The sequence below is a fragment of the Saccharopolyspora hattusasensis genome (assembly GCF_050972075.1).
GTDB classification, from domain to species: domain Bacteria; phylum Actinomycetota; class Actinomycetes; order Mycobacteriales; family Pseudonocardiaceae; genus Saccharopolyspora; species Saccharopolyspora hattusasensis.
Map to the genome: position 1 here is coordinate 3,251,208 of NZ_JBPCDC010000001.1, position 25,825 is coordinate 3,277,032.

A 25,825-nucleotide genomic window follows, 5' to 3' on the forward strand; every position below is an offset into this window, starting at 1 on the left:
CGTCACCACTTCCGTTCCGCCGGGCCCTGCCGCAACCAGCTCGCATTCGAGAAGTCTTCGTCATCGTCATCGACATTGTCGTCGATGCGCGGCGATTCGTTGCGCCGCGATTCGTTGCGCGGCGATTCGTTGCGCGGCGCCGAATCCGACGCGCCGTCGGCGCGTCCGCCCAGCAGCAGCTCCGGATCAGTCCCGGCAGGCAGCACCTCGGCGAGCACGTCGGCCGCCCGGCGGGACGCCGCCTGCGCCGCCGCCGCTGTCAGCTGCACGATGGTCGCGGCGAGCTGCGCCGGGCGCTGCCGCTCGTAGACGTCGCCGGAGAGGACCACCTCGCGCAGCACGCCCTGCGGCCCGACCACGACCTGCACGCTGCCGTCCTCGGAGCGAGCGGTCTCGGCGATCGAGGACAAGTCGTGGTGCGTCTCGGCGAGCCGTTCCCGACTGCGCCGGTAGTCCGCCATCAGCTCCGCTACCTGGGCACGGTGGTCGGTCGACACGGCCGCTCCCCTCCCTGTTCGCTGGTGGCTCCGTCGCGGGCGCGCGGCGCCCGGCGTCCGGTCGGCAACGGCAAAGCGGTCGTCCGCGGCCGGTGACCGCAGACTGCACCTCGCGACTTGGACGCACGCCGCTGCGCTGATGGTTCCATGCCGGTCGGGGGATTTTTCGCCCGGCCGACCAGCAGAACCGGATTGTCCGATCCGCCCCGGAATCACCGAGTACAGCCTGTGAACACCCTCTCAGCGCGAACCGGGAAAACCGCTGCGACGATGAGACGATGGGCATGATCGCGTACGAAGACCTCGCGCCGGGGCGGGTTTTCGACCTGGGCGACGTGGAGGTCGACCGGGCGGAGATGCTGGCGTTTGCCGAGCAGATCGCGGCGAAGAGCGAGTCATGCGCTTCACCTTCGTCGCGCTGTTCAGCACCCGGGAGCAGCGCTGAGCGTTTCAGCTGTTCATGAGCCGCGAGCGCTTTAGAGCGCTATCGAGGCTGTCGTGTCCCTGAAGCGCCGAGGCTCTTAACACGCCCTAGCGGGGCCGGGGGACCCCGAACTATCCAGGGCAAAGCCCGTGATGTGTGTGAGCGAACGGATCATTCGCGCCACCTACCGACGTGAACAGGCCGTTCGTTCCACACCAGTGACGCCAGGCGTACCGCCGCGGCACACCGAGTTCCCGCACACGTTCTGAAGCTGAAGCGCCCACAGGTACTCCCGGGTGGTTACCGGTCCGGATCTTCGCGGTGGCGCGGGTGCTGGACACGCAGGCCTGCGGTGACCGCCGCGTGCACCGTGCGCGCCAGCCCGGCGCCGACGCGGGAGCGCGGGCCGCCGTAGGGCTCGGCTTCGCCGTCCAGCGGGCAGAGGACCACCGTCGCGTCCGTGACCGTGCCGGTGCCCGCGACACCCGACTCCACCAGGGCTTGTGCCTTGGCCTCGGCGACCGTCGCGACCGCGTTTACCAGCGCCGCCTCGCTGAGCCGTACCGGGGACCAGCACACCGCGTTGATCGTGCCCGGCGTCCAGGCCTGCGCCGCCGGTTCGCGCGCCGCGGCCCAGACGGGGTGGCTGACGCCGGTTGTCACGCTCGCCTGCACACCGCCGTCGACCGAGGTCACCTCGTGGCGCACGTCGACCGCGGTGAGCAACCCGACGCCGCCGCCGGACAACCCGAGCTCATCGGCCATTTCGGCGACGTGGGCCGCCGGATCGGGATGGTCGTAGTCGGTCACCACCGTTGCGTTCAGCACCCACGACCGCGGGCCGATCCCGCCGCCGTGGGTGGCCGACGAGATCGCCAGCCACTGCCGGGCGCAGCGCCAGGCCAGCAGCGGCCGACCGTGCAGCGTGTGCAGCGCCGCGGTCGGCGCGCTCACGAATCTGAAGCGGCGGTTCCCAGGGCCTTGACCACGCGGGACGGGCTAGGTCGGCCGAGCCGCTCGGCCATCCACACGCTGGTCTCCACGAGCTTCCCGAGGTCGACGCCGTGCTTGAGGCCCAGCCCGTCGAGCATCCACACCAGGTCCTCGGTGGCCAGGTTGCCGGTGGCCGACTTCGCGTACGGGCAGCCGCCGAGCCCACCCGCCGAAGAGTCCACTGTGGACACGCCGAGTCGGAGCGCCGCGTAGGTGTTGGCGAGCGCCTGCCCGTAGGTGTCGTGGAAGTGCACCGCCAGCCGGTCCACCCTGACCCCGGCCGCGACGAACGCGCGAACCAGGGCCTCGACGTGCCCGGGAGTCGCCACCCCGATGGTGTCGCCGAGCGACAGCTGCCAGCAACCCATCTCCAGCAGCCGCTTGCCCACCGAAACGACCTGCTCGACCGGCACGGCGCCTTCCCACGGGTCGCCGAAGCACATCGAAACGTAGCCGCGCACGGCCAGCCCTTCGCCGACCGCGCGCTGCACCACCGGGTCGAACATCGCGAACTGCTCGTCCAGGCTGCGATTAAGGTTGCGCTGGGTGAACGTCTCGGTCGCCGCAGCGAAGATCGCGATGTCGCGAACACCCGATTCCAGCGCCCGGTCCAGGCCCCGCGCGTTCGGCACCAGCACGGGGTAGCGCACCCCCGGCGCCCGCTGCAGCCCCGCCAGCAGCTCGGCGGCGTCCGCCAGCTGCGGCACCCACTCAGGGCGGACGAAGCTGGTGGCCTCCAGCACGCCCAGCCCGGCGTCGGCCATCCGCTGCAGGAACTCCAGCTTGACCTCGACCGGGACGACTTCCTTCTCGTTCTGCAGCCCGTCGCGGGCCCCGACCTCCCAGATCGTCACCTCGGTCGGGAGCTCGCCCGGCTCCGGCGAGGCCACCTGCATCGGCAGCCCAAGTTCACGCGGCCCCATCAGTCGTCCTCCCTGGTGCGGTAGCCCCAGTCGTCCCGCGGGTCGTCGTTGACCTCGTGGTACAGCAAGGTGTGCACCCGCTCCACCTGCGGGATGTCGTCGAACTCCAGCGGCTCGTCCGAAGCGGATTCGACGACCAGGGTGCCGCAGCCGAGTATGCGGTCCAGCAGTCCGTGCCGGAACCGCACGGAGTTGATGCGGGACATCGGGATGTCGATACCGGTGCGGGTGAACACGCCCTCGCGCACCATCAGCCGGTGCGTGGTCACCACGAAGTGCGTGGTGCGCCAGCGCACCAGCGGGGCGAGCGTGAACCAGATGATCAGGACCGCCCCGACGACCCCCAGGCCGATCCAGGCGGGCAGGTGCCAGGAGGTGGGCGCGGCCAGCGCCGCCAGGTAGGACCCGCCGCCGACGACCAGGAACAGCACCAGCACCGGAACGATCAGCATCTTCCAGTGCGGGTGCTTGTGCACGACCACGTGCTCGTCCGCGCCGAGCAGGCCGTCTGGGTAGGTCACCGGGTCCTCCTCAGCCTCTTCGCCGGTTGCCGATCACGTTACCGGCTGGGCTCGTCCGATTACGCGGACATCGGTCAAGCCCGTCGCAGGTGCACCACGTCTCCCGCGGACACCGCGGTGGTGCCGCCCTCGGCGGAGCGGACGACGAGCCGACCGGTCTCGTCGATGTCGGTCGCGACGCCGCGCAGCTGGTCATCCGCGCCGAGTTCGACGCGCACCTGCTGCCCGAGGGTGCTGCACAGCCGCCGGTAGCGGTCCAGCAGACCGCTGGCCACCACGTCCCCGGCCGCGCCACGCCACTGGTCGTCGACCTCGGCGAACGACGTGAGCAACGCCACCGCGAACTCCTCGCGATCGACCTCGGCGCCCTCGGCCGCCAACGACGTCGCGGGCAGGCCGCCGGCGCCTCGCGGCAGGTCCTCGCGCTGCTGGAACACGTTGATCCCCATGCCGAGCACGATCGCCATGCCGTCCGGACCGGCCACGGCCTCGGCCAGGATCCCAGCACCTTTCGACCACTCGCCGCCGTCGCCGAGCAGCAGGTCGTTGGGCCACTTCAGCGTGGCGGGGACCCCGGTCGCGCGGTCGACGGTCTCGGCCAACGCGACCCCGGCGATCAGCGGCAACCAGGCGATCGCGGCCTGCGGCACCTTCGGCCGCAGCAACACGCTCAGGAACAGGCCGTGCCCGCGATGCGACGCCCACTGCCGCTGCATCCGCCCGCGCCCGGCATGCTGCTCCTCGGCGATCAGCACGGTCCGGTCGGCGGCACCCCGCCCGGCGGCGGCCACCAGATCGGTGTTCGTCGACCCGGTGGTGGTCACCACGTCGAGCGCGGCAAAAGGACCGCCGTCGACCAACCGAGCGCGCAACCGCTCGCCATCCAGCAAAACCGGAACACCCACCACCCCAGCCTATGCCGCGGCTGAATCCCGCCGTCTTGGGACGATGGTCGCCGCTAGGAGGAGGCCGAATTGGGTTCGATTGATTCGTCCGTACCGCTGCGAGCCATCGTGCGCCGCTGCGAGATGATCCTGCAGTTCGCACCGGCGGATCGATCCGAACTGGATTCCGAGATCGTCGAGGCTGCGCTCGCCCAGTGCCTGATCACCATGGGCGACGCTGGCAGTGATCTTCCTGTCTCGTTCCGGGCGGAGAACGATCACTTCCCTTGACTGACATGAGGCCACGCGTCCGGGTTCGACGCGCCGGCCGACGGGAGCGCGGTCTACGCCGGCCGGTCAACCGAGGACGTCGGCATGATCGGCAAGTCCTACGACGGCACGATCGCCAACGGCGTCGCCGCCAACGGCGTCGGGGGCCTGCGCACCACCGTCGCGATCGTCGCGATCGGCGCGATGAGCTCCTGGTACGACTACTACCGCTCCGACGGCGTGTCGTTCGGGTTCGACCCGGTGGGCCTGACCCAGAGCGTCGAGGAGAGTGGCCGCCCGGATTGCGGCCCGGTCAAGCAGGAGCTGACCGACTGCGCCCCGGCCAACGGCGACGTGACTCCACTGTGGACCGAGCGGGACTACGTGCCGAACGCCGAGCGGGTGACCGCGAGCGTGGGACATTTCTGTCCGGAGCATCCTCAGCCGCCGAAAGACCCGCCCCGGAATTAGAAGAGGTCGTGAGCTGGCACCCCGACCCGGGTTCGCCGCTCGCGTTCGGTGGACTCCGCCTCCAGCGGAACCGCAGCCGCGTCGGCAACTGCAAGCACTAGCATCGGCGGTGTGCGCTTCGTGCTTGCTTCGGCTTCGTCCGCCCGCCTTTCCGTGCTGCGCTCCGCCGGGATCGAGCCGCTAGTCCAGGTCTCCGGCGTCGACGAGGACGCAGTGGCAGCGGCCTTGCCCTATCCCAGCCCAGCCGAGCTGGTCAGCGCGCTCGCTCAAGCGAAGGCAGAAGCCGTGGTCGCCGACATCGCCGCAGCCGAACCGAACGCGGTGATCGTCGGCTGCGACTCGATGCTGCTCATGGCGCACGGGGAGATCGTCGGCAAGCCGGGCACCCGCGAGGCCGCTGCGAAGCGATGGGCGCAGAATGCCGGAACCAGCGGGGAACTGCTGACCGGGCACGCCATCGTCCGACTCCAGGACGGCGAGATCAGCGCGCGCGCCCAGGGGCACCTGAGCACCACCGTGCGGTTCGGCGAGCCGACCGAAGCCGAGCTCGACGCCTACCTGGAGACCGGCGAACCGCTGCACGTGGCAGGCGGTTTCACGCTCGAAGGCTTCGGCGGCTGGTTCATCGAAGGCGTGGACGGCGACCCGTCCAGCGTGCTCGGGATCAGCCTGCCGCTGACCCGCAAACTCCTCGCCGAGGTCGGCGTCAGCGTCGTGACGCTGTGGAGCCCACCGAACACCGAGTGACTCCGGTTCCCGCCACCCAAGTGAATACGAACACAATTCGGTTACCTTCTGGATGGGTCTTCCCGCGCGCGGTTACAAATATTCGCGATGGGAACCCTGCGACGGCTGTACCTGACTTCTCGCCTGCACGTCGATCTGCGACGACAGGCCAGCTCCGTCTGTCTGTGATCGGGCGTTCGGCCCCGCGCTAGCGGCTGCCCCCAGCGAGCGGCGAATCCGCTCCCCACCACCACGCGCACAACTCGTACCTGTACGAGTCCGCGACCAGCACCGCTGCGCAGAACGAGCCCGGAAACCCCCTTCCTCTTCGAAACCTTCCTCCGACACCTCGGAAGATCCCTGTGTCCACCACCGCTGGCAGATCACGCCTGCGTTTCAACCCCAAGCTCTTCGCCGTGGCGGTCATCGCCTCGCTGGTGCTGGGCGCGCTGCTGGCTGGATCGCCAAGCAGACCGACGCGGAATGGCTCGTCACCACGCTGGACACCATCGGCAGCACGTTCACGAAGCTGCTGACCTTCACGGTGCTGCCGCTTATCTTCACGGCGATCGTGGTGGGCATCACCAGCCTCCGCGGCGTCGGCGGCGGTCGCGCCGCGGCGCGACTCGGCGGCAAGACGGCCCTGTGGTTCGCCATCACTTCGCTGATCGCCGTGGTGATCGGCCTGGTGATCGGCCTGGTGATCGGCTGGCTGTTCCAGCCCGGTCGCGGCCTGGTCATCGAGCCCGACCCGGACAAGCTCGCATCCATCGGCAAGAAGACGAGCGGCTCCTGGCTGGACCAGATCACCGGCCTGGTGCCGAGCAACCTGATCCGCGCCTTCGCCGAGGGTGAGACGCTGCAGGTGGTGTTCGTCGCGCTGATCATCGGCGCCGCCGCCTACAGCCTGGGCGACAAGGCCGCCCCGTTCGTCGACTTCAACAAGGCCGCCTTCGAGGTCATCCAGCGCGTGCTGGGCTGGATCATCCGGCTCGCTCCGCTGGGCACCCTCGGCCTGATCGGCAACGCGGTCGCCAGCTACGGCAACGATTTCTTCGTGCCGCTGCTGAAGCTGATCGGCTCCACCTACGTGGCCTGCGCGCTGGTGCTGTTCGCGGTGTACCCCCTGCTGCTGGCGCTCGTGGCCAAGGTCAGCCCGATCCGATTCTTCGCCAAGTCCTGGAACGTGCTGCAGTTCGCGTTCGTGTCCCGGTCCTCCGGCGCCAGCCTGCCGCTGAGCCGGCAGACCGCCCAGGACCTCGGCGTGCCGCCGAACTTCGCGGTGCCGCTGGCCAGCACCACCAAGATGGATGGCTGCGCCGCGAGCTACCCGGCCGTCGGCTCGATGTTCATCGCGAACCTCTTCGGCATCCAGCTCGACCCGGTGCAGTATCTGACGATCATCGCCGTCGCGGTGTTCGGCTCGATCGCCACGGCCGGCGTCACCGGCTGGTTCACCATGCTGACGCTGACCGTCGCCGCGCTGGGCTTCCCGCCCGAGGTGGTGGCCACCGGCATAAATGGGAGTACCGGGTCGGCCACCGGACAGACGTGCGGGGTCGTGAGTGCGCAGCAGGGCTCTAGCACGGTTACGTACTCACGACCCCTCAACGTGGGTAACCTGGCGTTCGTGCACGGGCACGGTGACCGCAGCCAGGATCGGCGACCCGAGGCGCACGCACCGTCGCTGTGATGTCCGCTCGACTTCCGGCTCTTTCGTCACGCCGCTCCCACGCGTTCGATCGCGATGCCGCGCACGGACTTGAGCTCGGACACGAGCTCAGTGCAGACCTTGACCGGCCACGCCGGCAGTTCGAGCCGTGTCTTCCCCAAGTGGATGTGCACCGGGGTCGCGCCGCGGTAGGTACCCAGCGTGTTGCGTAGCTCGGCGATCGTGTCGCTGCTGAGTTTCTTGGTGTCGGCGCGCAGCACCAACGGCGGTTCAGAGCCGGGCGCGTGCTCGGCCGCGGCGATGTCGATCGGCACAGCGTCCGAGGCGAACACGCTGATCTCGCCCTCGCGCTCGTTCACCCGACCCTTGACCGCCAGCGCGTTGTCCTCGATCAGGCAATCGGAGAACATCTCGTAGGACTGCGGAAAGAACAGAACCTCCACGCTGGCGTCGAAGTCCTCCAGCGTGACGATCGCCCACGGCTTCCCGTTCTTGTTGATGCGCCGCTGAATGCCCGAGATCATCCCTGCGATCTTGGGCTGGTCCTTGTCCTTGCCGTAGCCGCCGGGTTCACGTTCACCGCCGACGAGCGCGGCAATGCTGGTGTCCTGGTACGGCGCCAACAACCGCTCGGCACCGTCCAACGGGTGCGCCGAGACATACAGGCCGAGCATTTCCCGCTCGTAGGCGAGTAGCTGCTTACGCGGCCATTCCTCGTCGGTGAATTTCAGATGCGCGAGCGGTGAGGTGTCATCGGCGGGTGCGGTGTCGTCGGCAGTGCCGAACAGGTCGAACTGCCCCATTGCCTCTTGCCGCTTGAGACCGATCACGGCGTCAACCGCGGCCTCGTGGTGCTGGACCAGCGCCATCCGGGTGTGCCCGAGCGAGTCGAACGCACCGGCCTTGATCAGGGATTCCAGGACCCGCTTGTTGCACGCGGTGATCTCGGCCTTGTCGAGGAAATCGGTGAACGAGCTGTAGCGTCCCTTGTCCTTACGGGTCTTGACGATCGACTCGACCACGTTCGACCCGACGTTGCGGATCGCGCCCATCCCGAACCGGATCCGGCCCTCGATCGCGGTGTGCTCGACGACGGATTCGTTCACGTCCGGCGGCAGCACGCGGATGCTCATCCGGCGGCACTCGGACAGGTAGACGGCGGTCTTGTCCTTGTTGTTGGCGTTGGCGGTGAGCAGCGCGGCCATGTACTCGGCCGGGTAGTGCGCCTTGAGGTAGGCGGTCCAGTACGTCACCAGGCCGTAGGCGGCGGCGTGGGACTTGTTGAACGCGTACCCGGCGAAGGGCAGCACCGTCGCCCACAACTGGTCGATGGCTTCCTTCGAGTAGCCGCGCTCGCGCATGCCGGCCTCGAAGCGGGCGAACTGCTCGTCCATCACCTCTTTCTTCTTCTTACCCATCGCACGCCTCAGCAAGTCCGCTTGACCGAGCGTGTATCCGGCGACTTTCTGGGCGATGGCCATGATCTGCTCTTGGTAGACGATCAGGCCGTAGGTCTCGCCGAGAATGTCCTTTAGCGGTTCGTCGAGTTCGGGGTGGATCGGCTCGACGGGCTTCTTGCCGTTCTTGCGGTCGGCGTAGTCGAGGTGCGCGTTGACGTCCATCGGGCCCGGCCGGTAGAGCGCGTTGACTGCCACGACATCCGGGAACTCGGTGGGCTGCAAGCGTTTCAGCAAGCTCTGCATGCCCCCGCCTTCAAGCTGGAACACACCCAAGCTGTCGCCGCAGCCCAACATCTCGTACGTCTTGGGATCGTCGAGCGGGATCTCAAGCGGTTCGATCTCCGTGCCGTGGTTGGTCTTCACCATCCGCACGGTGTCGTCGATGGTGGTCATGTTGACCAGCCCGAGGATATCGATCTTGAGTAGGCCGACCGCCTCACACTGCGGACCGTCCCACCCGGTGATGATCTCGCCGTCGTCCCGCTTCCACAGCGGCAGCACATCGAGCAGTGGCTCACGGGAAATGATGTGCGCACACGCGTGCACACCGGCGTTGCGGATCAGTCCCTCAAGGCCACGGGCGGTGTCGAAGATTTTGCCGATCTGCTGATCGTTCTCGATCAGGCTGCGGACCTCGGTGGCCTCTGCGTAGCGCTCGTGTTGCGGGTCGACGATCCCGGACAACGGGATGTCCTTCGCCGCGATCGGCGCCGGTAGCGCCTTGCTGAACTGGTCGGCGAGCTGGAAACCGGGCTGACCGAGGTGCACGCGAGCAGCGTCCTTGAACGCCGCCTTGGTCTTAATCGTGCCGTAGGTGATGACCTTCGCGAAGTACTCGGTACCGTACTTTTCCTTGGCATACTGGATGACTCGTTCGCGCTGACGCTCGTCGAAGTCGATGTCGATGTCCGGCGGCGAGTCACGTTCGGGGTTGAGGAACCGCTCGAACAGCAGCCCGTGCTGCAACGGGTCGATGTCGATGATGTGCAGCACATACGACAGCAGCGCACCGGCCGCCGAGCCACGACCCGGCCCGACCCTGATCCCGTTGTTCTTGGCCCACCGGATCATGTCGCCGACAACCAGGAAGTACGAGCTGTAGCCCTTCTCCGTGATGACCTTGAGTTCCCACTCCAGCTGGTCGCGGTACTCCTGCGTGAAGCTGTCGCCATGGAACCGGGTGGGGATGAGCTCCTCGACCTCGTCGCGCAGCACCTCGACGTCGGTACGACCGGGCTTGATCTTGGCCTGTGGCATGCGGTTGGTCGCCGCGAACACGTCGTCGTAGCCCTCGACCATCTCGGCGATCAGAAGCGTGCTGTCCGCCGCGCCGGACACCTCGGTGTCCCAGTATTCGCGCATCTCGGCCGACGACTTGATGTGGTAGCCGTCACCGTTGAATTTGAACCGCTCGGTGTCGGCCAGCATCGACCGAGTCTGCAAACACAGCAGCGCGTCATGGTGCCCGGCCTGATCCGCGGTCACGTAGTGGCTGTCGTTGGTCGCCACCGTGCGCAGTTCGAGCTGCTTGGCAATGTCCAGCAGCTCGCCACGGATGTTGCGCTCCATCTGGATACCGTGGTCCATGACCTCGATGAAGAAGCGGTCCGCGCCGAAGATGTCCTTGTAGTCCGAAGCGGCCTGCAAGGCCTCTTGCTTCTGGCCGAGCCGAATCCGTGTCAGGATCTCACCGGCCAAGCACCCGCTCGTCGCGATGATCCCCTCGGAGTGATCGGCGAGCAGTTCCTTGTCCATGCGCGGCTTGCGGAAAAAGCCCTGCATGGAAGCCAGCGACGACAGCTTGAACAGGTTGCGCAGCCCGGTCGAGTTCTGGGCGAGCATGGTCATGTGGGTGTAGGCACCCGCGCCCGACACGTCGCCGCTCTCGCCGTACTCGTCGAGCTCCCGTTTCCCGGTGCGAGCCCGCTCACCCCAGAACACCGGCTTCTTGTGGAAACGGCTCTCCGGAGCGAGATAGGCCTCGATGCCGATGATCGGCTTGATCCCGCTCTTCTTGGCGTTCGTGTAGAAGCTGTGCGCACCGAACATGTTGCCGTGGTCGGTCATTGCCACCGCGGGCTGTTCGAGCCGAGCGACCTCGGCGAACAGCGCGTCGTGCTTGGCTGCACCGTCGAGCATCGAGAACTCGGTGTGCACGTGCAGGTGAACGAACCGATCAGACACGCGGCCATCTCCGGAAAGATCAGATAGGGGGCGGGGGCGGGCAGAGGTCCCACAACTCTAGTCGTCCCACTCGGTGTAACCAGGCAGCATCGGGACCGTGTTGCTACCCCAGCTACACCGAGCCTTCGGGCGGTTAGATCTGGCCGGTGGGTGGCGGCGAGTTGCACCGTGACAACGCGATGGAAACCCACGTAAGACCAGCACTGTGCTGGCGGCGGGTATCGCCACCACGGGAGAACCGCGCCGCCGGGTACTTCACCACGAGTGCTGGCCAGTGGGCGGCGTTCGTCGCCGCCGTGAAGGCAGACGAGTTCGACGTCTGACCCGACGCCGGGAATCCGGTGTTCAACGGCGTTGAACACCGGATTCTCGCATTGTTGGCGAACGGTTCACGAACCCCGGAACCTGGTGGTGAGGCCCCCGATCGGAGGTCCGCCGAACGTAGGATGGGGGTGTGGAAAACGGTCGACGGGGCAAGGACCTCCGGATCGGCGATCCCGAGCGGGAGAGCGCGATGCGGCTGCTCGGCGAACACTTCTCCGCCGGGCGCCTCGACGTCCACGAGTACGACGAGCGCTGCCAGCAGGTCGCGACCGCCCGGTTCCGCTCCGAACTGAACGCGCTGTTCGAGGACCTGCCCGAGCCGTGGCCGAGCTCCCCGCCGCAGCAGACCCCCGCCGCCCGAACGGCGATGCCCCCGGCCGCCGGGAAGATCGTCCTGGCCATCTGCGCGGCGATCATGGTCATCTTCCTGGTCGTGGTCGCCCGGCAATTGGCCCCGATCCTGCTGATCCCGCTGATTGCCGTCCTCTGGCTCTCCTGGCGCCGCTGATCGACGCCGACCGTCACGATCGACCACGTTTCGTTACGGTGAGGTCATGCACAGCTCGCGGATCACCGGGGCGGGACGGCTGAGCGCATTGCTCGCCGTCGGCACACTCACCCTCACCGGGTGTGGCCTGTGGCAGGCGGAGCGAACATCGGACACCGCGGCCCCACTGCCGCCGCCACTGCCCACGACGAGCGCTCCCCCGCCGCTGCCGCCGCGGCCCTTCGAGCTCGCCCTCGACGGGGTGGACCCGTGCCGGCTGCTCACCGCCGACCAGCGCAACCAGCTCGGTTTCGACCGGGCGCCGCTGCCCGGCTCCGAGGTGGGCTTCGGCGACGCGGCCACCTGCAGCTACCGCAACACCACGGCGAAGGTGGGCGCCAGGTTGGCGTTGATCACCACCGAGAGCATGGGGGTGTGGACCGACGACACCGCGCAGGTGGAGGCCTCGCCCGTGGTGATCGGCGCCTTCCCGGCGCTGGTGATCAAGACGCCGGGACTGGACCTGTCCTGCAACGTCGCGGTGGACGTCGCCGAAGGCCAGCACCTCGACGTCCTCTACCGGGACGACGGGGGCCAGCCGCCACCGCCGGTCAATCAGCTGTGCGCCGGGGCCCAGCGGGTCGCCGAAGACGCGCTGGCGAGCCTGGCCGCACCGGAAACGTCCTCGACGAAACCGTCCGCGCCCCGGACCACCAAGCCCCAGTAGCACACGACCGCATGACCCGCTCGGATCAATAATTCCGCCGTAATTGACTCCACGGAGTGACACTGGACGCCGCTCCGGACCTCTGTCGTTCACACTGAGCAACCACCAGAGTGATACTGACCGCGTATGGAGCACTCCCCAGCGTGATGATTGCTGACTACAGTGTTCGGCGGACGTTTAGTAGCTTGAGCGCTCGGGTCCCGGCATTCGCCGGGTGCCCGCGAACACCCGGCCAGGGCCACACCGCCCTGCACCGCCCGGGCGTTCAGGCACAAGGGCCCGCACCCGTCACCTGGGCCCTTACCTGTGGGAGGGGAAAACGTGCCGCTCACTGCTCCGTGGGGCGACAGCTCGACCGAAGCCCTGCCCGGAACGTCGGGGGGCTCGGTGCAAGTCGAGCCCGCCTCCATTCCGAGGCTGGTGAACGCGCTGCAGGAATCGCTGGATGCGGTTGGCCTGCAGATCGAGCACGCCATCACCGAACTGCGCATCCGGCCCTGGGCCGGCGATCCGATCAGCGCCGACGCGGCCGAGGAATTCAACCGGCGCTCCGTCGGCGGCGACGACGACGCGCTGAGCGCGCTGTGCGGTTACCGCGACCAGCTGCAGGCGGCCGCCGAGTCGCTGCGGCTCGCCAGCCGGCAGTACGAACGGATCGACGACGACAGCGCTGCGGGCATCGGCGGAGGTTGCTGATCCCGATGAGCGATCACCGTTGGCAGGGATACCGCCACCCCGAGCTGTTCGCGCAGATCAACGAGGGCCCCGGGCCGGACGGCTCGATCGACAGCGTCCGGCGGTGGGGCGAACTCACCCGCGCGCTGAGCGATATCGACGCCGGGCTGGCCGCTGCCGTGTCATCGGCGATGGCCGGTTGGCAGGGCCTCGCGGCGGACAGCGCCCACGACGGGCTGCGCCCGCTGGGCGACTGGGCGGCCCAGGCTCAGCAGGCCACCAGCGTGATGCGGGACCGGGCCGAACAGCAGGCGGAGTTCATCAGCAAGGCCCGCCAGGACATGCCGCCTCCGGTGCAGATCACCACCGAGGAACCGAGCACCTCGGAAACGCTGCTCACGCACCTCTTCGGCGGGCAGACCGACTACGAGCTGCAGGAAGCCAAGCAGCACGCCGCCGAACAGCGGGCCTTCGACGTGATGCGCACGTACGAGGCTTCGACGAAGGACAACACCACGTCGCTGGCGTCGTTCACCCAGCCGCCGCAGGTGGTGGTCGACGCCCCGATCAGCGGCGGCTCCGGCAGGCAGCAGTACGTGACCATCAGCTGGGACGCCACTTCGGTGCCCGCGGCACGAGTTCCCTCGACGCCGACGACGCATTCCGTGCGAGTCCCCGAGCAGCGACCGGGGCCGCCGGGTGCCGGCGGATCGACGCGCGGCGGTGACGGGCGCTCTGCGGACAAGTGGGCGCGCAAGGACCGCGACGACCCGGTGGACCAGAAGGTGACCGAAAAGGTCGGCCGCCAAGGCGGGTTCTTCGACGAGCCGCAGACGTTGTCCCGCCCGGTGATCGGCGGCGAGCCCGGACAATGACGGTCACCGGCACCGGGCGCCAGCTCCACCTGTCGGCACTGGAGTTCGACGTGCTCATCGAGCACCTCGGATTGGAGACCATGCCGCTGGTACTCAAGGTCCCATCACCCGGACGCACCCACAGCGAACGCGCGAAGCTGGTGGAATCGGCGTGGCGATCGCTGGGCGCCCGCGAACTCGGCCGTCCGACCGGGCTCGATCCGGAACTCGAATGGATGCTGCGGCTGCTGGCCCGCCCCGGCCGCGAGGTCGACGGGCGGATCTGGTTGCGGCGCAGCGTTCGGGTGCTCGCGGCCTCCGATGCCGAATCCGAGCACGCGGTGCTGGCCGTGAAGGACGGGGACACCTTCGGCCTGCGGCCAGCAGCGGCGAGCGGGCTGCCGCGAGAAGCGGTTTCGGTGCTGCCGAGGCTCCGGCCTGGCCCCGGCCGTTCGGTGTCGGTGCGCAGCGGCGATCTCGACGGCGCCGCCGCGGATGCGGGCGACAACGTCGAGCAGCTGCAAAGTGCGTTGCAGCGCCGGGGAATCCGCCCGGACGACGCCGAGATCCTGATGAGCATGGCCGCCGGGGTCGACGCGCGCGGGCAGTTCGGCACTGCCGCCCGCGACCGGGTCGGTCGCCGCGTCCGAGCCGATCGGGTCATCGGCTTCTTCGACACCGCGCACGGCCGGTACGCCCAGCTGCGGCGGGAGTCGCCATCCGGCGACGTGTGGAGCACCGTCGCACCGGTCGACACCCGCCGCCTGATCGGGCACCTCGAGGAGCTGCTCGCCGAGGTGACCGCAGAACCGTGATCCACGACCTGCTTTACTTTTTCACCGCGAGGAAAAGCGCGACCGGAGCCTGTTGGGGCCACCGACCGCGCCGCAGAGCCGAAGATGCCTACACCACCGGTTCGACGATGCGCTCCCGCGCCTCCGGGGCCGCCGAGCGCTTCGCGTCGGCCGCCTGGTCGTCGGGCTGTGTCTGCGAATCCCGCTCCGCCTCGACCCGCTTGGCATACACCTCGACCTCGCGGGCCACGCGCGCGTCGTCCCAACCGAGCGCCTCGGCCATCAACCGCGCGACCGGTTCGGCGCATTCCACGCCGCGGTGCGCGTACTCGATGGAGATCCGGGTGCGCCGGGTCAGCACGTCCTCCAGGTGCAGCGCGCCTTCGTGGCTACACGCGTAGACAACCTCGGCCTGCAGGTAGTTCGGCGCAGCCGGGATCGGCTTGAGCAGCTCGGGCCGCCCGTCGCCGAGGGCGAGCACGTCGTGGATCTCCGAGCCGTAGCGGTCCAGCAGGTGCCGGATGCGGTACGGGTGCAACCCGTGCGCGGCGGCCAACTGGTCGGCCTGGTTGATCAGCGCGTGGTATCCGTCGGCGCCGAGCAGCGGCACCCGGTCGGTGATCGACGACGCCATCCGCCCGGTGATGTCCGGCGCGACGGCGTCCACGGCGTCGGCCGCCATGACCCGGTACGTCGTGTACTTGCCGCCGGCGATCGCCACCAGCCCGGGCGCGACCCGCGCGACCGCGTGTTCCCGGGACAGCTTCGAAGTTTCCTCGCTCTCCCCGGCCAGCAGCGGCCGGAGCCCCGCGTAAACGCCTTCGATGTCGTTGTGGGTCAGCGGCGTCGCCAACACCGAGTTGACGTGCTCCAGCAGGTAGTCGATGTCCTTCTTGGTGGCCGCCGGGTGCGCCAGGTCGAGGTGCCAGTCGGTGTCGGTGGTGCCGACGATCCAGTGGTTGCCCCACGGGATGACAAACAGCACCGACTTCTCGGTGCGCAGGATCATGCCCGACTCGGCCACGATGCGGTCGCGGGGCACCACGATGTGCACGCCCTTGCTGGACCGGACCCGGAAACGCCCGCGCCCGCCGGAGAGTTTCTGCAGCTCGTCGGTCCACACCCCGGTCGCGTTGATCACGGCCTGCGCGCGGACCTCGACCTCTTCTCCGGACTCCACGTCGCGCACCCGGACCCCGGCGATCCGGTCGGCCTCCCGCAGGAAACCGGTAACCTGCGTGGACGTCGTGATCACGGCGCCGTAGCGGGCGGCGGTGCGCCCTACCATCATGGTGTGCCGTGCGTCGTCGGCCTGGGCGTCGTAGTAACGGATGCCGCCGATCATCGCGTTGCGCTTCAGCGCTGGCACCATCCGCAGCGCGCCAGCGCGCGTGAGGTGCTTCTGCCCCGGCACGGACCGGGCGCCACCCATCGTGTCGTAGAGGAACAGGCCCGCGGCGGTGTAGGGGCGTTCCCAGAACCGGTGGGTCAGCGGGTACAGGAACGGGACCGGCTTCACGAGGTGTGGCGCGATCCGGGTAAGCATCAGCTCGCGTTCCCGGAGTGCCTCCCGGACCAGCGAGAACTCCAATTGCTCCAGGTAGCGGAGTCCGCCGTGGAACAGCTTGCTGGAACGGCTGGAAGTGCCTGCCGCCAGGTCGCGGGCCTCCACCAGCGCCACCCGCAGCCCGCGGGTGGCCGCGTCCAGCGCCGCACCCGCACCGACCACGCCGCCGCCGATCACGACGATGTCGAACTCGTCCGAACCGAGCCGCCGCCAGTTCTCCGCCCGCTCGGCGGGCCCCAACGTGCCCTTCAACCGGTTCTCGGTTTCGATTTTGTCCTTGGACACCAGGCGTCCTCCTCGCTCGAATCGCGTCCCACCGCTAACCACCCCGCCGACGCGGAACCCGGACTCGGCGCCAGTCCGGACTGCGGTGGACATCATGCCCGACCTGCACCCTTCATGCCCGGTTCGGCACTCCGCGCATTTCCTGCCTGCTCGACCCGCGCCCCGCGGTCGCGCAGGGCCTCGATATCGGCGCGCGTCGTCTGCGAATCCACAATCACGACGTCGAAGTCCTCGACCGGAGCGACCGCGTGCAACGCTCGCCGGCGGAACTTGGTGTGGTCGACGTAGAGCACCCGCCGCCGCGCCGAGGCCAGCATGGCCTTCTTGATCTGCACCATTTCCTGCTGCGGGTAGCAGCAGATCCCGTCGGTCACGGCGGAGACCGACATGATCGCCAGGTCGACGCGCAGGTTCCGCAACGCGTCCAGGGCCATCCCGCCGACGAACGCGTCGGCCCACGGCAGGTAGTCGCCGCCCACGCAGATCAGGCTGATGCCCGGAACCCCGGCGAGTTCGCCGAACACCCCGCGGTGATTGGTGACGACGGTCGACGGCGCGCGTTCCGGCAGCAGCCGGGCCAGGTACACGCCGGTCGTCGAATCGTCGAGCACCAGCGCCTGCCCCGGCTCGATCAGTTCCGCCGCGGCCCGGGCGATTTCTTCCTTCTCCGCGGTGTTCTGCTGCAACCGGTATTCCGACGCGGCCTCGTAAAGCAGCGAAGAAGCCGCCGAAACGTAGCCGCGGTTGCGGTGCACCAGCCCCTGCGATTCGAGGTCGGCGAGATCCCGGTACACCGTCATCGCGCTGGCCCCGACGGTCTCGACGAGATCGTCGATCCGCATGGTGCCTTCCGCCATGACCAGATCGGTGATCTTGCGCCGCCGGTCCTGCTGCTTCCCCGACGGGCGTCGCCCGGACATCTCGTCCACCTCAAATCCCTGGTCATCGCGAAATCCTGGTCGTCGCGCCTGGGACGGCCCCGCGCGGTCCGGCGCAGCCCGAAGCCGATCCAGCGTCACCATCTAATCTGATAGAAACATCATCAGGGCCGCCTTGTGGCGTTCTTTTTCACAATTTTAGTGGGATCTGCCTTGCGCGTCGATGCCTGGGGTAAGCCCCGCACCGCGGGCTGCTCACCGGGCCCGCGCCACCCGCTGATCGAGATCACCGATCACGGGTCGGGCTCCGCTACTACCAGCCGATACGACGACTAGGCGGTACAGACCAACCTGTTGCCTACGAGTGGCGGCATGCATGGACACGTGTTGCTATGCGGCAGTACCGTCCCGACTCACTCCATCTCGGACAGTCACGAAACCCGCCTGTGCCCACGGCGGCATTAAGAGGGGAACGGCAGAATGAGTCTTGGTGAGATCTTCCTCTGGGAGATGATGGGGACGGCAATACTCACCCTGTTAGGTTGCGGCGTCGTTGCGAACACCGTGCTGCGCAAGAACCGTGGCTACGAAGGCGGTTTCCTGCTCGTCAACTTCGGTTGGGGTTTCGCGGTTTTCGCCGGCGCGAGCGTTGCGGCACCGTCCAACGCGCACATCAACCCGGCGGTGACACTCGGGCTCGCGGTCAACGGCCAAGTGCCGTGGCCGGAAGTTCCCGTCTACATCATCGCGCAGCTCGTCGGTGGCACGCTGGGCGCGATTCTCTGCTGGGCCGCCTACAAGCTGCAGTTCGACACCCACGACGACCCGGCGAACACCCTCGGCGTCTTCGCCACCAGCCCGACCGTGCCGAACGCGCCGTGGAACCTGATCACCGAGATCATCGGCACGTTCGTGCTGGTCTTCTGGATCATCCTCAGCCCGCAGGCGGGTGTCGGCGAAACGCCCGGCGTGCCGTCGTTCGGCAACGCGGCGCTCGGTTACGCCGCGGTCGCCTTCATCGTAATCGGCATCGGAAACTCGCTCGGCGGACCGACCGGGTACGCCATCAACCCCGCACGCGACCTCGGGCCGCGCATCGCCTACGCGATGCTACCGATCCGCCGCAAGGGCTCCGCCGGCTGGGGCTACTCCTGGATTCCGATCGCCGGCCCGGTCATCGGTGGCGTGCTGGCCGGCCTGCTGGCGCTGGCACTGCCCATCACTGACCCAACGCTCCACTGAAGGAAGGTAAGACGAAAATGGCCTCGTACGTCGCCGCCATCGATCAGGGAACCACGTCGACGCGGTGCATGATTTTCGACCACTCCGGCCGAGTCGTGACCGTCGACCAGATGGAGCACCGGCAGATCTTCCCCAAAGCCGGCTGGGTCGAGCACGACCCGAACGAGATCTGGCAGAACACCCGGCAGGTCTGCGCGAGCGCGCTGGCCAAGGCCGACCTGGTGTCCTCGGACATCGCGGCCTGCGGCATCACCAACCAGCGGGAAACCACCGTGGTTTGGGAAAAGACGACCGGCAAGCCGGTCTACAACGCGATCGTCTGGCAGGACACCCGCACCCACGAGATCGTCAACTCGCTGGCGTCCGGCGAAGGCGGCCAGAACCGGTACCAGAGCAAGACCGGCCTGCCGCTGGCGACCTACTTCTCCGGCCCCAAGGTGAAGTGGATCCTGGACAATGTGGACGGTGCCCGGAAGCGCGCCGAGAAGGGCGAACTGCTGTTCGGCAACATGGACACCTGGGTGCTGTGGAACAGCACCGGTGGCCCGGACGGCGGCCTGCACATCACCGACCCGACGAACGCCTCCCGAACGTTGCTGATGGACCTGGAGCGGCTCGAATGGGACGCCGGCATCTGCGCCGAGATCGGGGTGCCGACGGCGATGCTGCCGGAGATCCGGTCCTCGTCGGAGGTGTACGGGACGTTCCGGGAACGCGGTGTGTTCGGGGGAATCCCGATCGCCGGCATCCTCGGCGACCAGCAGGCTGCCACCTTCGGGCAGGCCTGCCTGTCGCCCGGTGAGGCCAAGAACACCTACGGCACCGGCAACTTCGTGCTGCTCAACACCGGGACCGAGCGGGTGATCAGCCAGAACGGGCTGTTGACCACGGTCGGCTACAAGATCGGCAGCAACGACACGGTGTACTGCCTGGAGGGTTCCATCGCGGTCACCGGGTCGCTGGTGCAGTGGCTGCGGGACAACCTCGGCATAATCGCCACCGCCCCGGAGATCGAACAGCTCGCCCGCAGCGTCGACGACAACGGTGGCGCGTACTTCGTGCCCGCGTTCTCTGGGTTGTTCGCCCCGCACTGGCGCTCCGACGCGCGCGGCGCGATCGTCGGCCTGACCCGGTACGTCAACCGCGGCCACCTGGCCCGCGCGGTGCTGGAGGCCACGGCGTTCCAGACCCGCGAGGTGATCGAGGCCATGAACGCCGACTCCGGCGTGCCGTTGAAGTCGCTGAAGGTGGACGGCGGCATGGTGGTCAACGAGCTGCTGATGCAGTTCCAGGCCGACATCCTCGGCGTCCCGGTGATCCGCCCGGTGGTCGCAGAGACCACCGCGCTTGGCGCGGCCTACGCGGCGGGCCTCGCGGTCGGCTTCTGGACCAGCGAGGAGGACATCCGCTCGAACTGGGCCAAGGACAAGCAGTGGGACCCGCAGATGCCGACGGAGCTCCGCGAAAAGCAGTACCACCAGTGGCAGAAAGCTGTTACGAAGACCTTCGACTGGGTGTCCTAAAGACCTACTGTTGCAGTGAATCTACGACAGACGTTTCGGGCTCCCAGGCAGGGTTGATCGCGATACCCGCTGGCCCGTAGCGTCGTTGCGGCGGCGTGATCTGCACCTTGCGAACCAGTCGCGAAAGCAGGTCACGCCGCCGTGTCACTGGGAGCGTGTCCCACTCGCCGATCAGACCCCGCGCAATGACTTGGGCGGGCTCGGCTCCGTTGCCATTGGCTTGCTGTTCCGCAACGGCGAGCCATTCAGCGGGTCCAGAAGCCGCTACTGGGGAAGCCTCGATTCAAGCTGTCGAGCAACCTTTCAGCTTCTCCGCAGGGGTCAGGAACGTCGTCCTTCGTGATTCCGCTGATCTTAATCTGAACGACGCCACCGCCTGCGTCGACCAGTACAGAGCAGATACCGCGACCGGAAGATCCCACCGCGGCGGCGTGGGCAGCGTTGCGCCAGACACCTGAGCAAACTTGTCCGCGTCACGTACCAGCTTGGCCAGTTCCCGAATCTCATCTTCAACGCGTTTGGCGGCTTTCTCGGCTACCTCGGGGTCAAGCGACAACTTGCCCCCTCGCGACTGAGGGCAAAACGGCCAAGCTCACCCGCGAGCAAAAGGGGCGATTCGTGGCGCTGTGCTGGATCGGGCAGATCTTCAAACCCTTCGACGCCCCCAAGCCCGCGTACATGGCTGACTGGGAAGCCATGCCTGAATGGCAGAGGGACACCGACTCCGACATCTTCGAGCGCATCGAGCAAGACGTCGCGTCGCGCTCCGCCTAACGGCCAGTTCCGAACGTATCGAGCGCCCGCCCGGCAACACCTGCCGGGCGGGCGCTCTGGGTAGGTCGTTCGGAAACCCAGTCTTTCGGCAGGGCCGAGTGAAACATCCGTCCACACTGGACATAGTTATCGACCGGCAAGAGGCGCGACCCGCATTCTCGAGGGGTTGCGCCGCGTTTCACGGTCGGTGTTCCCGGGGAAGACCAGCGGCACCGGCCGACCAGCCCCGCGCCTCGACGGCCACATCTGCGAACTGCGCGACGTTGACGAGTTCCGCACCCGGAGAGCTGCGGCGTCTGGCCAACCTAGGGTGCTGACCAAACGCCGCAGCCCATGGACCAGCCATCGACCTGCGAAATCGGTGACTGGGTTTCGGGACGCGAACGTCACTCGCGTGCGTCCACCCTAAACACAACACCGTTTCAGGCAAATACCGATTGGCATATGCCACCCCTTCGGGCGAACGAGAGCCCGCATCGACCGGACGCACCCGTGCCACGAACGAACCGGCCTGGCTACATCACGACTCGCGCCGCCGATAAGCCTTGCTCCGTTCGGCGTCAGGGGACGACCTGGACCTCGTCGCCTGGGTTCAGGGTGTCGAAGAACCGCTTCGCCGCCGTCGTGGACAGGTGCACGCAGCCGTTGGACTGGGCTCGCAGGCTTCCCTCGTGGAAGGCGACGCCGGTGTCGGTGAAGAACACCGAATTCGGCATCGGCGCATTGTTGAACTCGCTGCTGCGGTGGTCGGCGTCCTTCCACTGCACCCGGAAGACACCGGTCGGGGTCTCCGATCCAATCTTGCCGCTGGTGATCGGAACTGGGCCATAGCTGGTGGTCCCGTTGCCCTGGAGCCAGGCCTGCTTAGTCGACAGGCTCACGCACGCCTTGGCGCTCGCCCGGCACGGACTCGGACTGCCGCCCGTGGCCTGCGCGGTGACGACTCCGGCCGCGAGCACACCGCCGGCGACCAGGGCCGCCACGGTGAGCGCCTGCGCTTTCCTGATGCCCATCTTCTCCTCATGCCTTCGCGCATCGCTTTGGGTCCCTGACGATGCCACACGCCGATGCAGCGCCCGATCCGCGAACGGGTCGCGCCACGCCCGAGCGGGCACCCCAAGGGGGAACATGCGGTTTCGCTCGATTGCCTTTATGCACTGGGAAAAACATCGAATCGATACCGAGTGACCAACGTCACTCCCGATACTTGCACGGCGGCGATTCGCACAGTACGCGGCCGCGCACCCGACGTGACCAAGCCGCGTTCGCTCCCCCACGAGCACCTTGGCTCAAACCGTTCTCGGATCGACGAAACCGAACGGCGCCACTTTTCGTCGATCAAGCCAAGCAGGGCACATTCGAGCTTGATCAACTCGGCCCCAGTCCCACGGCCGGCTTGAACCTTCCGGGTTCTGATGATTTGTCCGATTCGAGGTGAGGTCGGCTTGTTCGGGTTCCGCCCGGATCGGCGCGCGTGGAAAGCGAGTGGGATGAAGACCGGGAAAGCAGCTGCAAGCCGCTGCCCGTGGGCACCCGGATCCCGGACGCGGTGGTCGGCGGAGTCGGCGTCTTCGCGCTGGATGCCAGCCATGACACCACTCGTCTCGTGGTGGTCACCCAAAAGGGCTGAGCCGCCGAGCACCTCGGCTTGGACGTTGTGGCCGGGTGGTGCCTGCCGAATCGCACCACCCGGCTCATGGCACCGCCGCGCGCCGGTCGAGGGGCGACTCGTCGCGGCATGGCGGTGTGGCATTTCCGGCTTCGGGAAGTCCGGCGATCGGTCTCCAAGATCACCGGACGTGGCCGTGCATCGTTGGTCGCGCCGGACGAAATCGTTGCTGTCCCGGCAGATCGACTAGCGCGGCGCGTTGCTCGCCGCCAGCAGGTCAGCCAGCACTCTTGATCTGGCTTCGCCGTTGTGCTCTCGGGGTGCCAGGTTCGGTGCACGGCTCTCCGGCAGTGGGCGGAGCCCGAGCCGGTCCGCGATCAGCTCGGCGCGGTAGCCGACCGCGATCCGCACCGGCATTCCGCCCACGTAACCGGATTCCGTGGTCTCCAGGATCTGCACGTCGCCCTGCGCGTCGAACCAGACGATCGGCACATCGGTCCCCATCCGCTGCAGCCCGGCGAGAACGGCGAGGGAAACCATGCAGTCCCCGGGACACCACAGTCGGAACCGCACCTCGGTCGACGGCACGAGCTACCTCGTCCGCGACAGCGGGGTACAGCACGCCGAGGCGCTGCCACACGTCGCCGTGGGGCAGCGGCAGCTCCACTACCGTGAGGTCGGGCGGCAGCGGAAGACCGGGCTCCGGCAGTCGCTCACCGGGGTGGTAAAGCACCGAAACAATCGCCATGGCCCGAGATTAATGGGTCTCGGGCAACGTCGGCGACCGGTTTTCCGGACAGTATCAACGGAAGTCGTCGGCGTGGTCGACGGTCCACTGGGTGAAGGTGCGTGCGGGACGCCCGGTCACCTGCTCGACCGTCCGCACCGGTACCTCCGGGTTCTGCGCGCTCTGCTGCCGGTAGGAGAGCAGCGTGTCTGCGACGCCCGCCGGAACGCCGTCAGCGACCCAGCGGGCGCGGGTTTGCTCAGGAGTCTCCTCCTCAAGCTTGATCTCCCGGCCGATCGCGGCGCCGATCGCCTGCACCTGCTCGCCCACCGTGATGGATTCCGGCCCGCTCAGCGGATAGGACACCCCGGAGTGCCCCTCCTCCAGCAAGGCGGTCACCGCCACTGCCGCTATGTCGTCCTCGTGAATCGGCGACTGCCGCGCTTTGGCGTACGGCTCGCGGACGACGCCTTCGGCGCGGATCGATTCGGCCCAGGCCAAGGAGTTCGTCGAGAACGGGCCGGGCCGGAGGTAGGTCCACTCGAAGCCGCCCGCCGCCACCGCCTCTTCGAGCACGCGGTGCCGCTCGCCGATCGGGTTGTTGTCGGCGGACTCCACCGCCTTCGAGGACAACAGCACGATACGTCGGACGCCGGCCGCCTTCGCCTGCTCGACGAACGTCCCGACGCCTTCGGGCACCGGGAACAGGAAGACGCGGTCGACGCCGGCGAGCGCATTCGCCAGCACATCCGGCTCGGTGAGGCCGCCACCGACGACCTCGACACCGCCGGGCAGCCCGGCCGTTTCCGGCCGCCTGGTCAGCGCCCGCACCGGCGCTCCGGCCGCCAGCAGACGATCGACCACACGACGCCCTACGTTGCCGGTCGCGCCGCTCACCAACACGGTCATGGGGAATCCCCTCGGCTCACTGGATGATCACACCCACGCTAGGACCTCCAGCGCACTCGAAGTCAATCGAACGAGCGGTTCATCCCCGATGTCGGCTTCGAGCCCGATATCCGGTGGGTAGTGGCAAGCCTGGCCGGAGCAGTCCTGCTGCGATCAGGTCGCCCCACAACTTCGCTGGCACCGGTCGATCGAACAGTTCGGCGTTGCCCCGGACCTCCGCGGCCGACCGGGCCCCCACCACGACACTCACGACCGCAGGATGTTCTGCGGCGAAGGCCATCGCAACCTGCGGGACGCTCGCGCCGTGGCGGTGGATCACCTCCGCCATGCGGGCCACGCGCGCTCGCAGTTCCGGCGCGGCCGGGGCGTAGTCGTACATGGCTTCCGGCCCCAGCTCGTCGGTGGCCAGCACACCGCCGTTGAAGACGCCGGCGGCGAGGACCGACACGTTGCGCCGGAGGCACGCCGGCAACATGCTGTCCACTGCGGACTGTTCGAGCAAGGTGTACCGGCCCGCGAGCAGCACCGCGTCCACATCGGTTTCCGCCACGAACCGCTCCAGCATCTGCCACTGGTTCATGCCGACCCCGATTGCGCCGATCACGCCCTGGGCCCGCAGCTCGTGCAAGGCCGGGTACGCCTCGCTGACGGCCTGCGCCCAGTGGTCGTCCGGGTCGTGGATCAGCACCAAGTCGATGCGGTCCAGGCCGAGCCGCCGCAGGCTGTCATCCAACGAGCGCCGCACCCCGTCGGCGCTGAAGTCCCAAACCCTCCGGTGATCGGCGGGAACCTCGAAACCCGCGTCGTCCTGCATCCCCGCGCCTCGCGGATCGGGCACCAGCAGCCTGCCGACCTTGGTGGACACGGCGAACTCGTCCCGCGGGCGCCCGGTCAGGGCTCGGCCGAGCCGACGCTCGGCCAGTCCCAGCCCGTAGTGCGGAGCAGTGTCGAAGTAACGGATTCCTGCGCCCCACGCCGCATCTACCGCACCGAGCGCGGTGTCTTCGTCCACTGCGCGGTACAGGTTGCCGATCACGGAGCCCCCGAACCCCAGCGCCGAGACCGAAACCTCGGACCCACCCAGCCGATCCGACTTCATGCGCCGTGGCTTCTGGGTAACTCCCACACCTGCTTCAACCCGGTGTCCGCGCCCGAGTAGTCGTCCTCGACGGCCAGGAGCTCGGACATCGTGGCCTGCCAGGCGACATTCACGGGGTGGCCGCGCAAGGCACGCCGCATCGCCCGGTAGTCCTCAACCTCCACCACGTGGAAGAGGTCTTGGCCGTCGCGCCAGATCCGCCAGCTGTGCACGCCCGCAGCTCGCAGCGCCGCGTCGAGTTCGGCCGGGATAACCGCGTGCACCCGCTCGTACTCGGCTTCCTTGCCGGGTTTGAGCTTGGTGTGCAAGGCAATTCGCTGCATCTC

26 protein-coding genes and 3 pseudogenes are annotated in these 25,825 nt (G+C 67.9%); 16 read left to right on the forward strand and 13 right to left on the reverse strand.

What is annotated here, in order from left to right:
- Nucleotides 1–2 precede the first annotated feature (2 nt).
- Nucleotides 3–497, reverse strand: a complete 495-nt coding sequence (locus ACRXBZ_RS14730; protein WP_433879609.1) for a YbaB/EbfC family nucleoid-associated protein — start codon at nt 495–497, stop codon at nt 3–5.
- Nucleotides 498–775: 278 nt separating this feature from the next.
- Between ACRXBZ_RS14730 and ACRXBZ_RS14735 the strand changes: the two genes are divergently transcribed.
- Entirely contained in the window at nt 776–961 is a 186-nt protein-coding gene (locus ACRXBZ_RS14735; protein ID WP_433879610.1) for a hypothetical protein, read from the forward strand.
- A 260-nt stretch (nt 962–1,221) separates the two neighbouring features.
- Here ACRXBZ_RS14735 and ACRXBZ_RS14740 read toward each other — a convergent pair whose 3' ends face one another.
- The 4 genes from ACRXBZ_RS14740 to ACRXBZ_RS14755 all read right to left on the reverse strand — a co-directional run bounded on the left by ACRXBZ_RS14740 (nt 1,222) and on the right by ACRXBZ_RS14755 (nt 4,266).
- Entirely contained in the window at nt 1,222–1,875 is a 654-nt protein-coding gene (locus ACRXBZ_RS14740; RefSeq protein WP_433879611.1) for an adenosylcobinamide amidohydrolase, read from the reverse strand.
- On the reverse strand, nt 1,872–2,837 hold the full coding sequence (locus ACRXBZ_RS14745) for a hydroxymethylglutaryl-CoA lyase (protein ID WP_433879612.1): 966 nt from the start codon (nt 2,835–2,837) through the stop codon (nt 1,872–1,874). The genes ACRXBZ_RS14740 and ACRXBZ_RS14745 overlap by 4 nt, the downstream gene beginning before the upstream one ends.
- Nucleotides 2,837–3,358 carry a PH domain-containing protein gene (locus ACRXBZ_RS14750; RefSeq protein ID WP_433879613.1) on the reverse strand — a complete coding sequence of 174 codons (522 nt, stop codon included), beginning with the start codon at nt 3,356–3,358 and terminating at the stop codon, nt 2,837–2,839. The genes ACRXBZ_RS14745 and ACRXBZ_RS14750 overlap by 1 nt, the downstream gene beginning before the upstream one ends.
- A gap of 74 nt (nt 3,359–3,432) precedes the next feature.
- Complete coding sequence (locus ACRXBZ_RS14755) at nt 3,433–4,266, reverse strand: biotin--[acetyl-CoA-carboxylase] ligase (RefSeq protein WP_433879614.1); 834 nt, start codon at nt 4,264–4,266, stop codon at nt 3,433–3,435.
- 105 nt (nt 4,267–4,371) lie between these two features.
- On the opposite strand from ACRXBZ_RS14755, the gene ACRXBZ_RS14760 reads away from it, so the two are divergent.
- From ACRXBZ_RS14760 to ACRXBZ_RS14780, 5 genes and pseudogenes are all read left to right on the forward strand, one after another.
- Nucleotides 4,372–4,533, forward strand: a complete 162-nt coding sequence (locus ACRXBZ_RS14760; protein WP_433879615.1) for a hypothetical protein — start codon at nt 4,372–4,374, stop codon at nt 4,531–4,533.
- Nucleotides 4,534–4,611: 78 nt separating this feature from the next.
- A pseudogene (locus ACRXBZ_RS14765) lies at nt 4,612–4,983 on the forward strand (CocE/NonD family hydrolase); the annotation flags it as partial.
- A 111-nt stretch (nt 4,984–5,094) separates the two neighbouring features.
- Nucleotides 5,095–5,730: a Maf family protein gene (locus ACRXBZ_RS14770; protein ID WP_433879616.1), complete on the forward strand. Its 636-nt coding sequence runs from the start codon at nt 5,095–5,097 to the stop codon at nt 5,728–5,730.
- Between the two features lie 87 nt (nt 5,731–5,817).
- Nucleotides 5,818–5,898 carry a putative leader peptide gene (locus ACRXBZ_RS14775; RefSeq protein ID WP_350942021.1) on the forward strand — a complete coding sequence of 27 codons (81 nt, stop codon included), beginning with the start codon at nt 5,818–5,820 and terminating at the stop codon, nt 5,896–5,898.
- Between the two features lie 173 nt (nt 5,899–6,071).
- Nucleotides 6,072–7,228, forward strand: a pseudogene (locus tag ACRXBZ_RS14780) (dicarboxylate/amino acid:cation symporter); the annotation flags it as partial.
- 200 nt (nt 7,229–7,428) lie between these two features.
- On the opposite strand, the gene dnaE reads toward ACRXBZ_RS14780, so the two are convergent.
- The gene (gene dnaE / locus ACRXBZ_RS14785; protein WP_433879617.1) at nt 7,429–11,025 is read right to left on the reverse strand and encodes a DNA polymerase III subunit alpha; all 3,597 of its coding nucleotides are present in this window, start codon (nt 11,023–11,025) and stop codon (nt 7,429–7,431) included.
- Nucleotides 11,026–11,186: 161 nt separating this feature from the next.
- Here dnaE and ACRXBZ_RS14790 point away from each other — a divergent pair, with 161 nt between their 5' ends.
- The 6 genes from ACRXBZ_RS14790 to ACRXBZ_RS14815 all read left to right on the forward strand — a co-directional run bounded on the left by ACRXBZ_RS14790 (nt 11,187) and on the right by ACRXBZ_RS14815 (nt 14,907).
- A complete protein-coding gene (locus tag ACRXBZ_RS14790) occupies nt 11,187–11,348 on the forward strand; it encodes a hypothetical protein (protein ID WP_433879618.1) in 162 nt (53 codons plus the stop codon).
- Nucleotides 11,349–11,479: 131 nt separating this feature from the next.
- Nucleotides 11,480–11,857 (forward strand): DUF1707 SHOCT-like domain-containing protein, encoded by a 378-nt coding sequence (locus ACRXBZ_RS14795; RefSeq protein WP_223839932.1) that lies wholly within the window; start codon nt 11,480–11,482, stop codon nt 11,855–11,857.
- A gap of 46 nt (nt 11,858–11,903) precedes the next feature.
- Nucleotides 11,904–12,563 (forward strand): DUF3558 domain-containing protein, encoded by a 660-nt coding sequence (locus ACRXBZ_RS14800; protein WP_433879619.1) that lies wholly within the window; start codon nt 11,904–11,906, stop codon nt 12,561–12,563.
- A 321-nt stretch (nt 12,564–12,884) separates the two neighbouring features.
- Nucleotides 12,885–13,259, forward strand: coding sequence for a hypothetical protein (locus tag ACRXBZ_RS14805; RefSeq protein WP_190821241.1), 375 nt, complete (start codon nt 12,885–12,887; stop codon nt 13,257–13,259).
- Between the two features lie 5 nt (nt 13,260–13,264).
- Nucleotides 13,265–14,113, forward strand: a complete 849-nt coding sequence (locus ACRXBZ_RS14810) for a PPE domain-containing protein (RefSeq protein WP_433879620.1) — start codon at nt 13,265–13,267, stop codon at nt 14,111–14,113.
- Complete coding sequence (locus ACRXBZ_RS14815) at nt 14,110–14,907, forward strand: ESX secretion-associated protein EspG (protein WP_168585299.1); 798 nt, start codon at nt 14,110–14,112, stop codon at nt 14,905–14,907. Before ACRXBZ_RS14810 ends, ACRXBZ_RS14815 begins: the two co-directional genes overlap by 4 nt.
- Before the next feature lie 88 nt (nt 14,908–14,995).
- Here ACRXBZ_RS14815 and glpD read toward each other — a convergent pair whose 3' ends face one another.
- Both glpD and ACRXBZ_RS14825 read right to left on the reverse strand, forming a co-directional pair.
- Nucleotides 14,996–16,831, reverse strand: a complete 1,836-nt coding sequence (gene glpD, locus ACRXBZ_RS14820) for a glycerol-3-phosphate dehydrogenase (protein WP_433879621.1) — start codon at nt 16,829–16,831, stop codon at nt 14,996–14,998.
- The gene (locus ACRXBZ_RS14825) at nt 16,831–17,658 is read right to left on the reverse strand and encodes a DeoR/GlpR family DNA-binding transcription regulator (protein WP_433879622.1); all 828 of its coding nucleotides are present in this window, start codon (nt 17,656–17,658) and stop codon (nt 16,831–16,833) included. The genes glpD and ACRXBZ_RS14825 overlap by 1 nt, the downstream gene beginning before the upstream one ends.
- A 438-nt stretch (nt 17,659–18,096) precedes the next feature.
- Between ACRXBZ_RS14825 and ACRXBZ_RS14830 the strand changes: the two genes are divergently transcribed.
- The 3 genes and pseudogenes from ACRXBZ_RS14830 to ACRXBZ_RS14840 form a co-directional block, all read left to right on the forward strand.
- Nucleotides 18,097–18,858: an MIP/aquaporin family protein gene (locus ACRXBZ_RS14830; protein ID WP_433879623.1), complete on the forward strand. Its 762-nt coding sequence runs from the start codon at nt 18,097–18,099 to the stop codon at nt 18,856–18,858.
- 17 nt (nt 18,859–18,875) lie between these two features.
- Nucleotides 18,876–20,381 (forward strand): glycerol kinase GlpK, encoded by a 1,506-nt coding sequence (glpK, locus tag ACRXBZ_RS14835; protein WP_433879624.1) that lies wholly within the window; start codon nt 18,876–18,878, stop codon nt 20,379–20,381.
- A 567-nt stretch (nt 20,382–20,948) separates the two neighbouring features.
- Nucleotides 20,949–21,155, forward strand: a pseudogene (locus tag ACRXBZ_RS14840) (hypothetical protein); the annotation flags it as partial.
- Nucleotides 21,156–21,715: 560 nt separating this feature from the next.
- On the opposite strand, the gene ACRXBZ_RS14845 reads toward ACRXBZ_RS14840, so the two are convergent.
- Nucleotides 21,716–22,168 (reverse strand): L,D-transpeptidase, encoded by a 453-nt coding sequence (locus ACRXBZ_RS14845; protein ID WP_433879625.1) that lies wholly within the window; start codon nt 22,166–22,168, stop codon nt 21,716–21,718.
- A 461-nt stretch (nt 22,169–22,629) separates the two neighbouring features.
- Here ACRXBZ_RS14845 and ACRXBZ_RS14850 point away from each other — a divergent pair, with 461 nt between their 5' ends.
- Nucleotides 22,630–22,785, forward strand: a complete 156-nt coding sequence (locus tag ACRXBZ_RS14850) for a hypothetical protein (protein WP_433879626.1) — start codon at nt 22,630–22,632, stop codon at nt 22,783–22,785.
- A 225-nt stretch (nt 22,786–23,010) separates the two neighbouring features.
- Here ACRXBZ_RS14850 and ACRXBZ_RS14855 read toward each other — a convergent pair whose 3' ends face one another.
- The 4 genes from ACRXBZ_RS14855 to ACRXBZ_RS14870 all read right to left on the reverse strand — a co-directional run bounded on the left by ACRXBZ_RS14855 (nt 23,011) and on the right by ACRXBZ_RS14870 (nt 25,822).
- Nucleotides 23,011–23,304 carry an arginase family protein gene (locus ACRXBZ_RS14855; protein ID WP_433879627.1) on the reverse strand — a complete coding sequence of 98 codons (294 nt, stop codon included), beginning with the start codon at nt 23,302–23,304 and terminating at the stop codon, nt 23,011–23,013.
- Nucleotides 23,305–23,566: 262 nt separating this feature from the next.
- A complete protein-coding gene (locus ACRXBZ_RS14860) occupies nt 23,567–24,400 on the reverse strand; it encodes an NAD(P)H-binding protein (protein ID WP_433879628.1) in 834 nt (277 codons plus the stop codon).
- 79 nt (nt 24,401–24,479) lie between these two features.
- Nucleotides 24,480–25,499 carry an aldo/keto reductase gene (locus tag ACRXBZ_RS14865; protein ID WP_433879629.1) on the reverse strand — a complete coding sequence of 340 codons (1,020 nt, stop codon included), beginning with the start codon at nt 25,497–25,499 and terminating at the stop codon, nt 24,480–24,482.
- Nucleotides 25,496–25,822: an L-rhamnose mutarotase gene (locus tag ACRXBZ_RS14870; RefSeq protein WP_433879630.1), complete on the reverse strand. Its 327-nt coding sequence runs from the start codon at nt 25,820–25,822 to the stop codon at nt 25,496–25,498. Before ACRXBZ_RS14870 ends, ACRXBZ_RS14865 begins: the two co-directional genes overlap by 4 nt.
- Nucleotides 25,823–25,825: the final 3 nt, after the last annotated feature.

What these genes read in the sequence shown, in the direction of transcription:
- ACRXBZ_RS14825 (WP_433879622.1), bottom strand. Translation starts at nt 17,658, where the DNA reads ATGTCCGGGCGACGCCCGTCGGGGAAGCAGCAGGACCGGCGGCGCAAG.
- ACRXBZ_RS14845 (WP_433879625.1), bottom strand. Translation starts at nt 22,168, where the DNA reads ATGGGCATCAGGAAAGCGCAGGCGCTCACCGTGGCGGCCCTGGTCGCC.
- ACRXBZ_RS14855 (WP_433879627.1), bottom strand. Translation starts at nt 23,304, where the DNA reads ATGGTTTCCCTCGCCGTTCTCGCCGGGCTGCAGCGGATGGGGACCGAT.
- ACRXBZ_RS14745 (WP_433879612.1), bottom strand. Translation starts at nt 2,837, where the DNA reads ATGGGGCCGCGTGAACTTGGGCTGCCGATGCAGGTGGCCTCGCCGGAG.
- ACRXBZ_RS14870 (WP_433879630.1), bottom strand. Translation starts at nt 25,822, where the DNA reads ATGCAGCGAATTGCCTTGCACACCAAGCTCAAACCCGGCAAGGAAGCC.
- glpK (WP_433879624.1), top strand. Translation starts at nt 18,876, where the DNA reads ATGGCCTCGTACGTCGCCGCCATCGATCAGGGAACCACGTCGACGCGG.
- ACRXBZ_RS14860 (WP_433879628.1), bottom strand. Translation starts at nt 24,400, where the DNA reads ATGACCGTGTTGGTGAGCGGCGCGACCGGCAACGTAGGGCGTCGTGTG.
- ACRXBZ_RS14775 (WP_350942021.1), top strand. Translation starts at nt 5,818, where the DNA reads ATGGGAACCCTGCGACGGCTGTACCTGACTTCTCGCCTGCACGTCGAT.
- ACRXBZ_RS14830 (WP_433879623.1), top strand. Translation starts at nt 18,097, where the DNA reads ATGAGTCTTGGTGAGATCTTCCTCTGGGAGATGATGGGGACGGCAATA.
- glpD (WP_433879621.1), bottom strand. Translation starts at nt 16,831, where the DNA reads ATGTCCACCGCAGTCCGGACTGGCGCCGAGTCCGGGTTCCGCGTCGGC.
- ACRXBZ_RS14865 (WP_433879629.1), bottom strand. Translation starts at nt 25,499, where the DNA reads ATGAAGTCGGATCGGCTGGGTGGGTCCGAGGTTTCGGTCTCGGCGCTG.
- ACRXBZ_RS14735 (WP_433879610.1), top strand. Translation starts at nt 776, where the DNA reads ATGGGCATGATCGCGTACGAAGACCTCGCGCCGGGGCGGGTTTTCGAC.
- ACRXBZ_RS14815 (WP_168585299.1), top strand. Translation starts at nt 14,110, where the DNA reads ATGACGGTCACCGGCACCGGGCGCCAGCTCCACCTGTCGGCACTGGAG.
- ACRXBZ_RS14800 (WP_433879619.1), top strand. Translation starts at nt 11,904, where the DNA reads ATGCACAGCTCGCGGATCACCGGGGCGGGACGGCTGAGCGCATTGCTC.
- ACRXBZ_RS14810 (WP_433879620.1), top strand. Translation starts at nt 13,265, where the DNA reads ATGAGCGATCACCGTTGGCAGGGATACCGCCACCCCGAGCTGTTCGCG.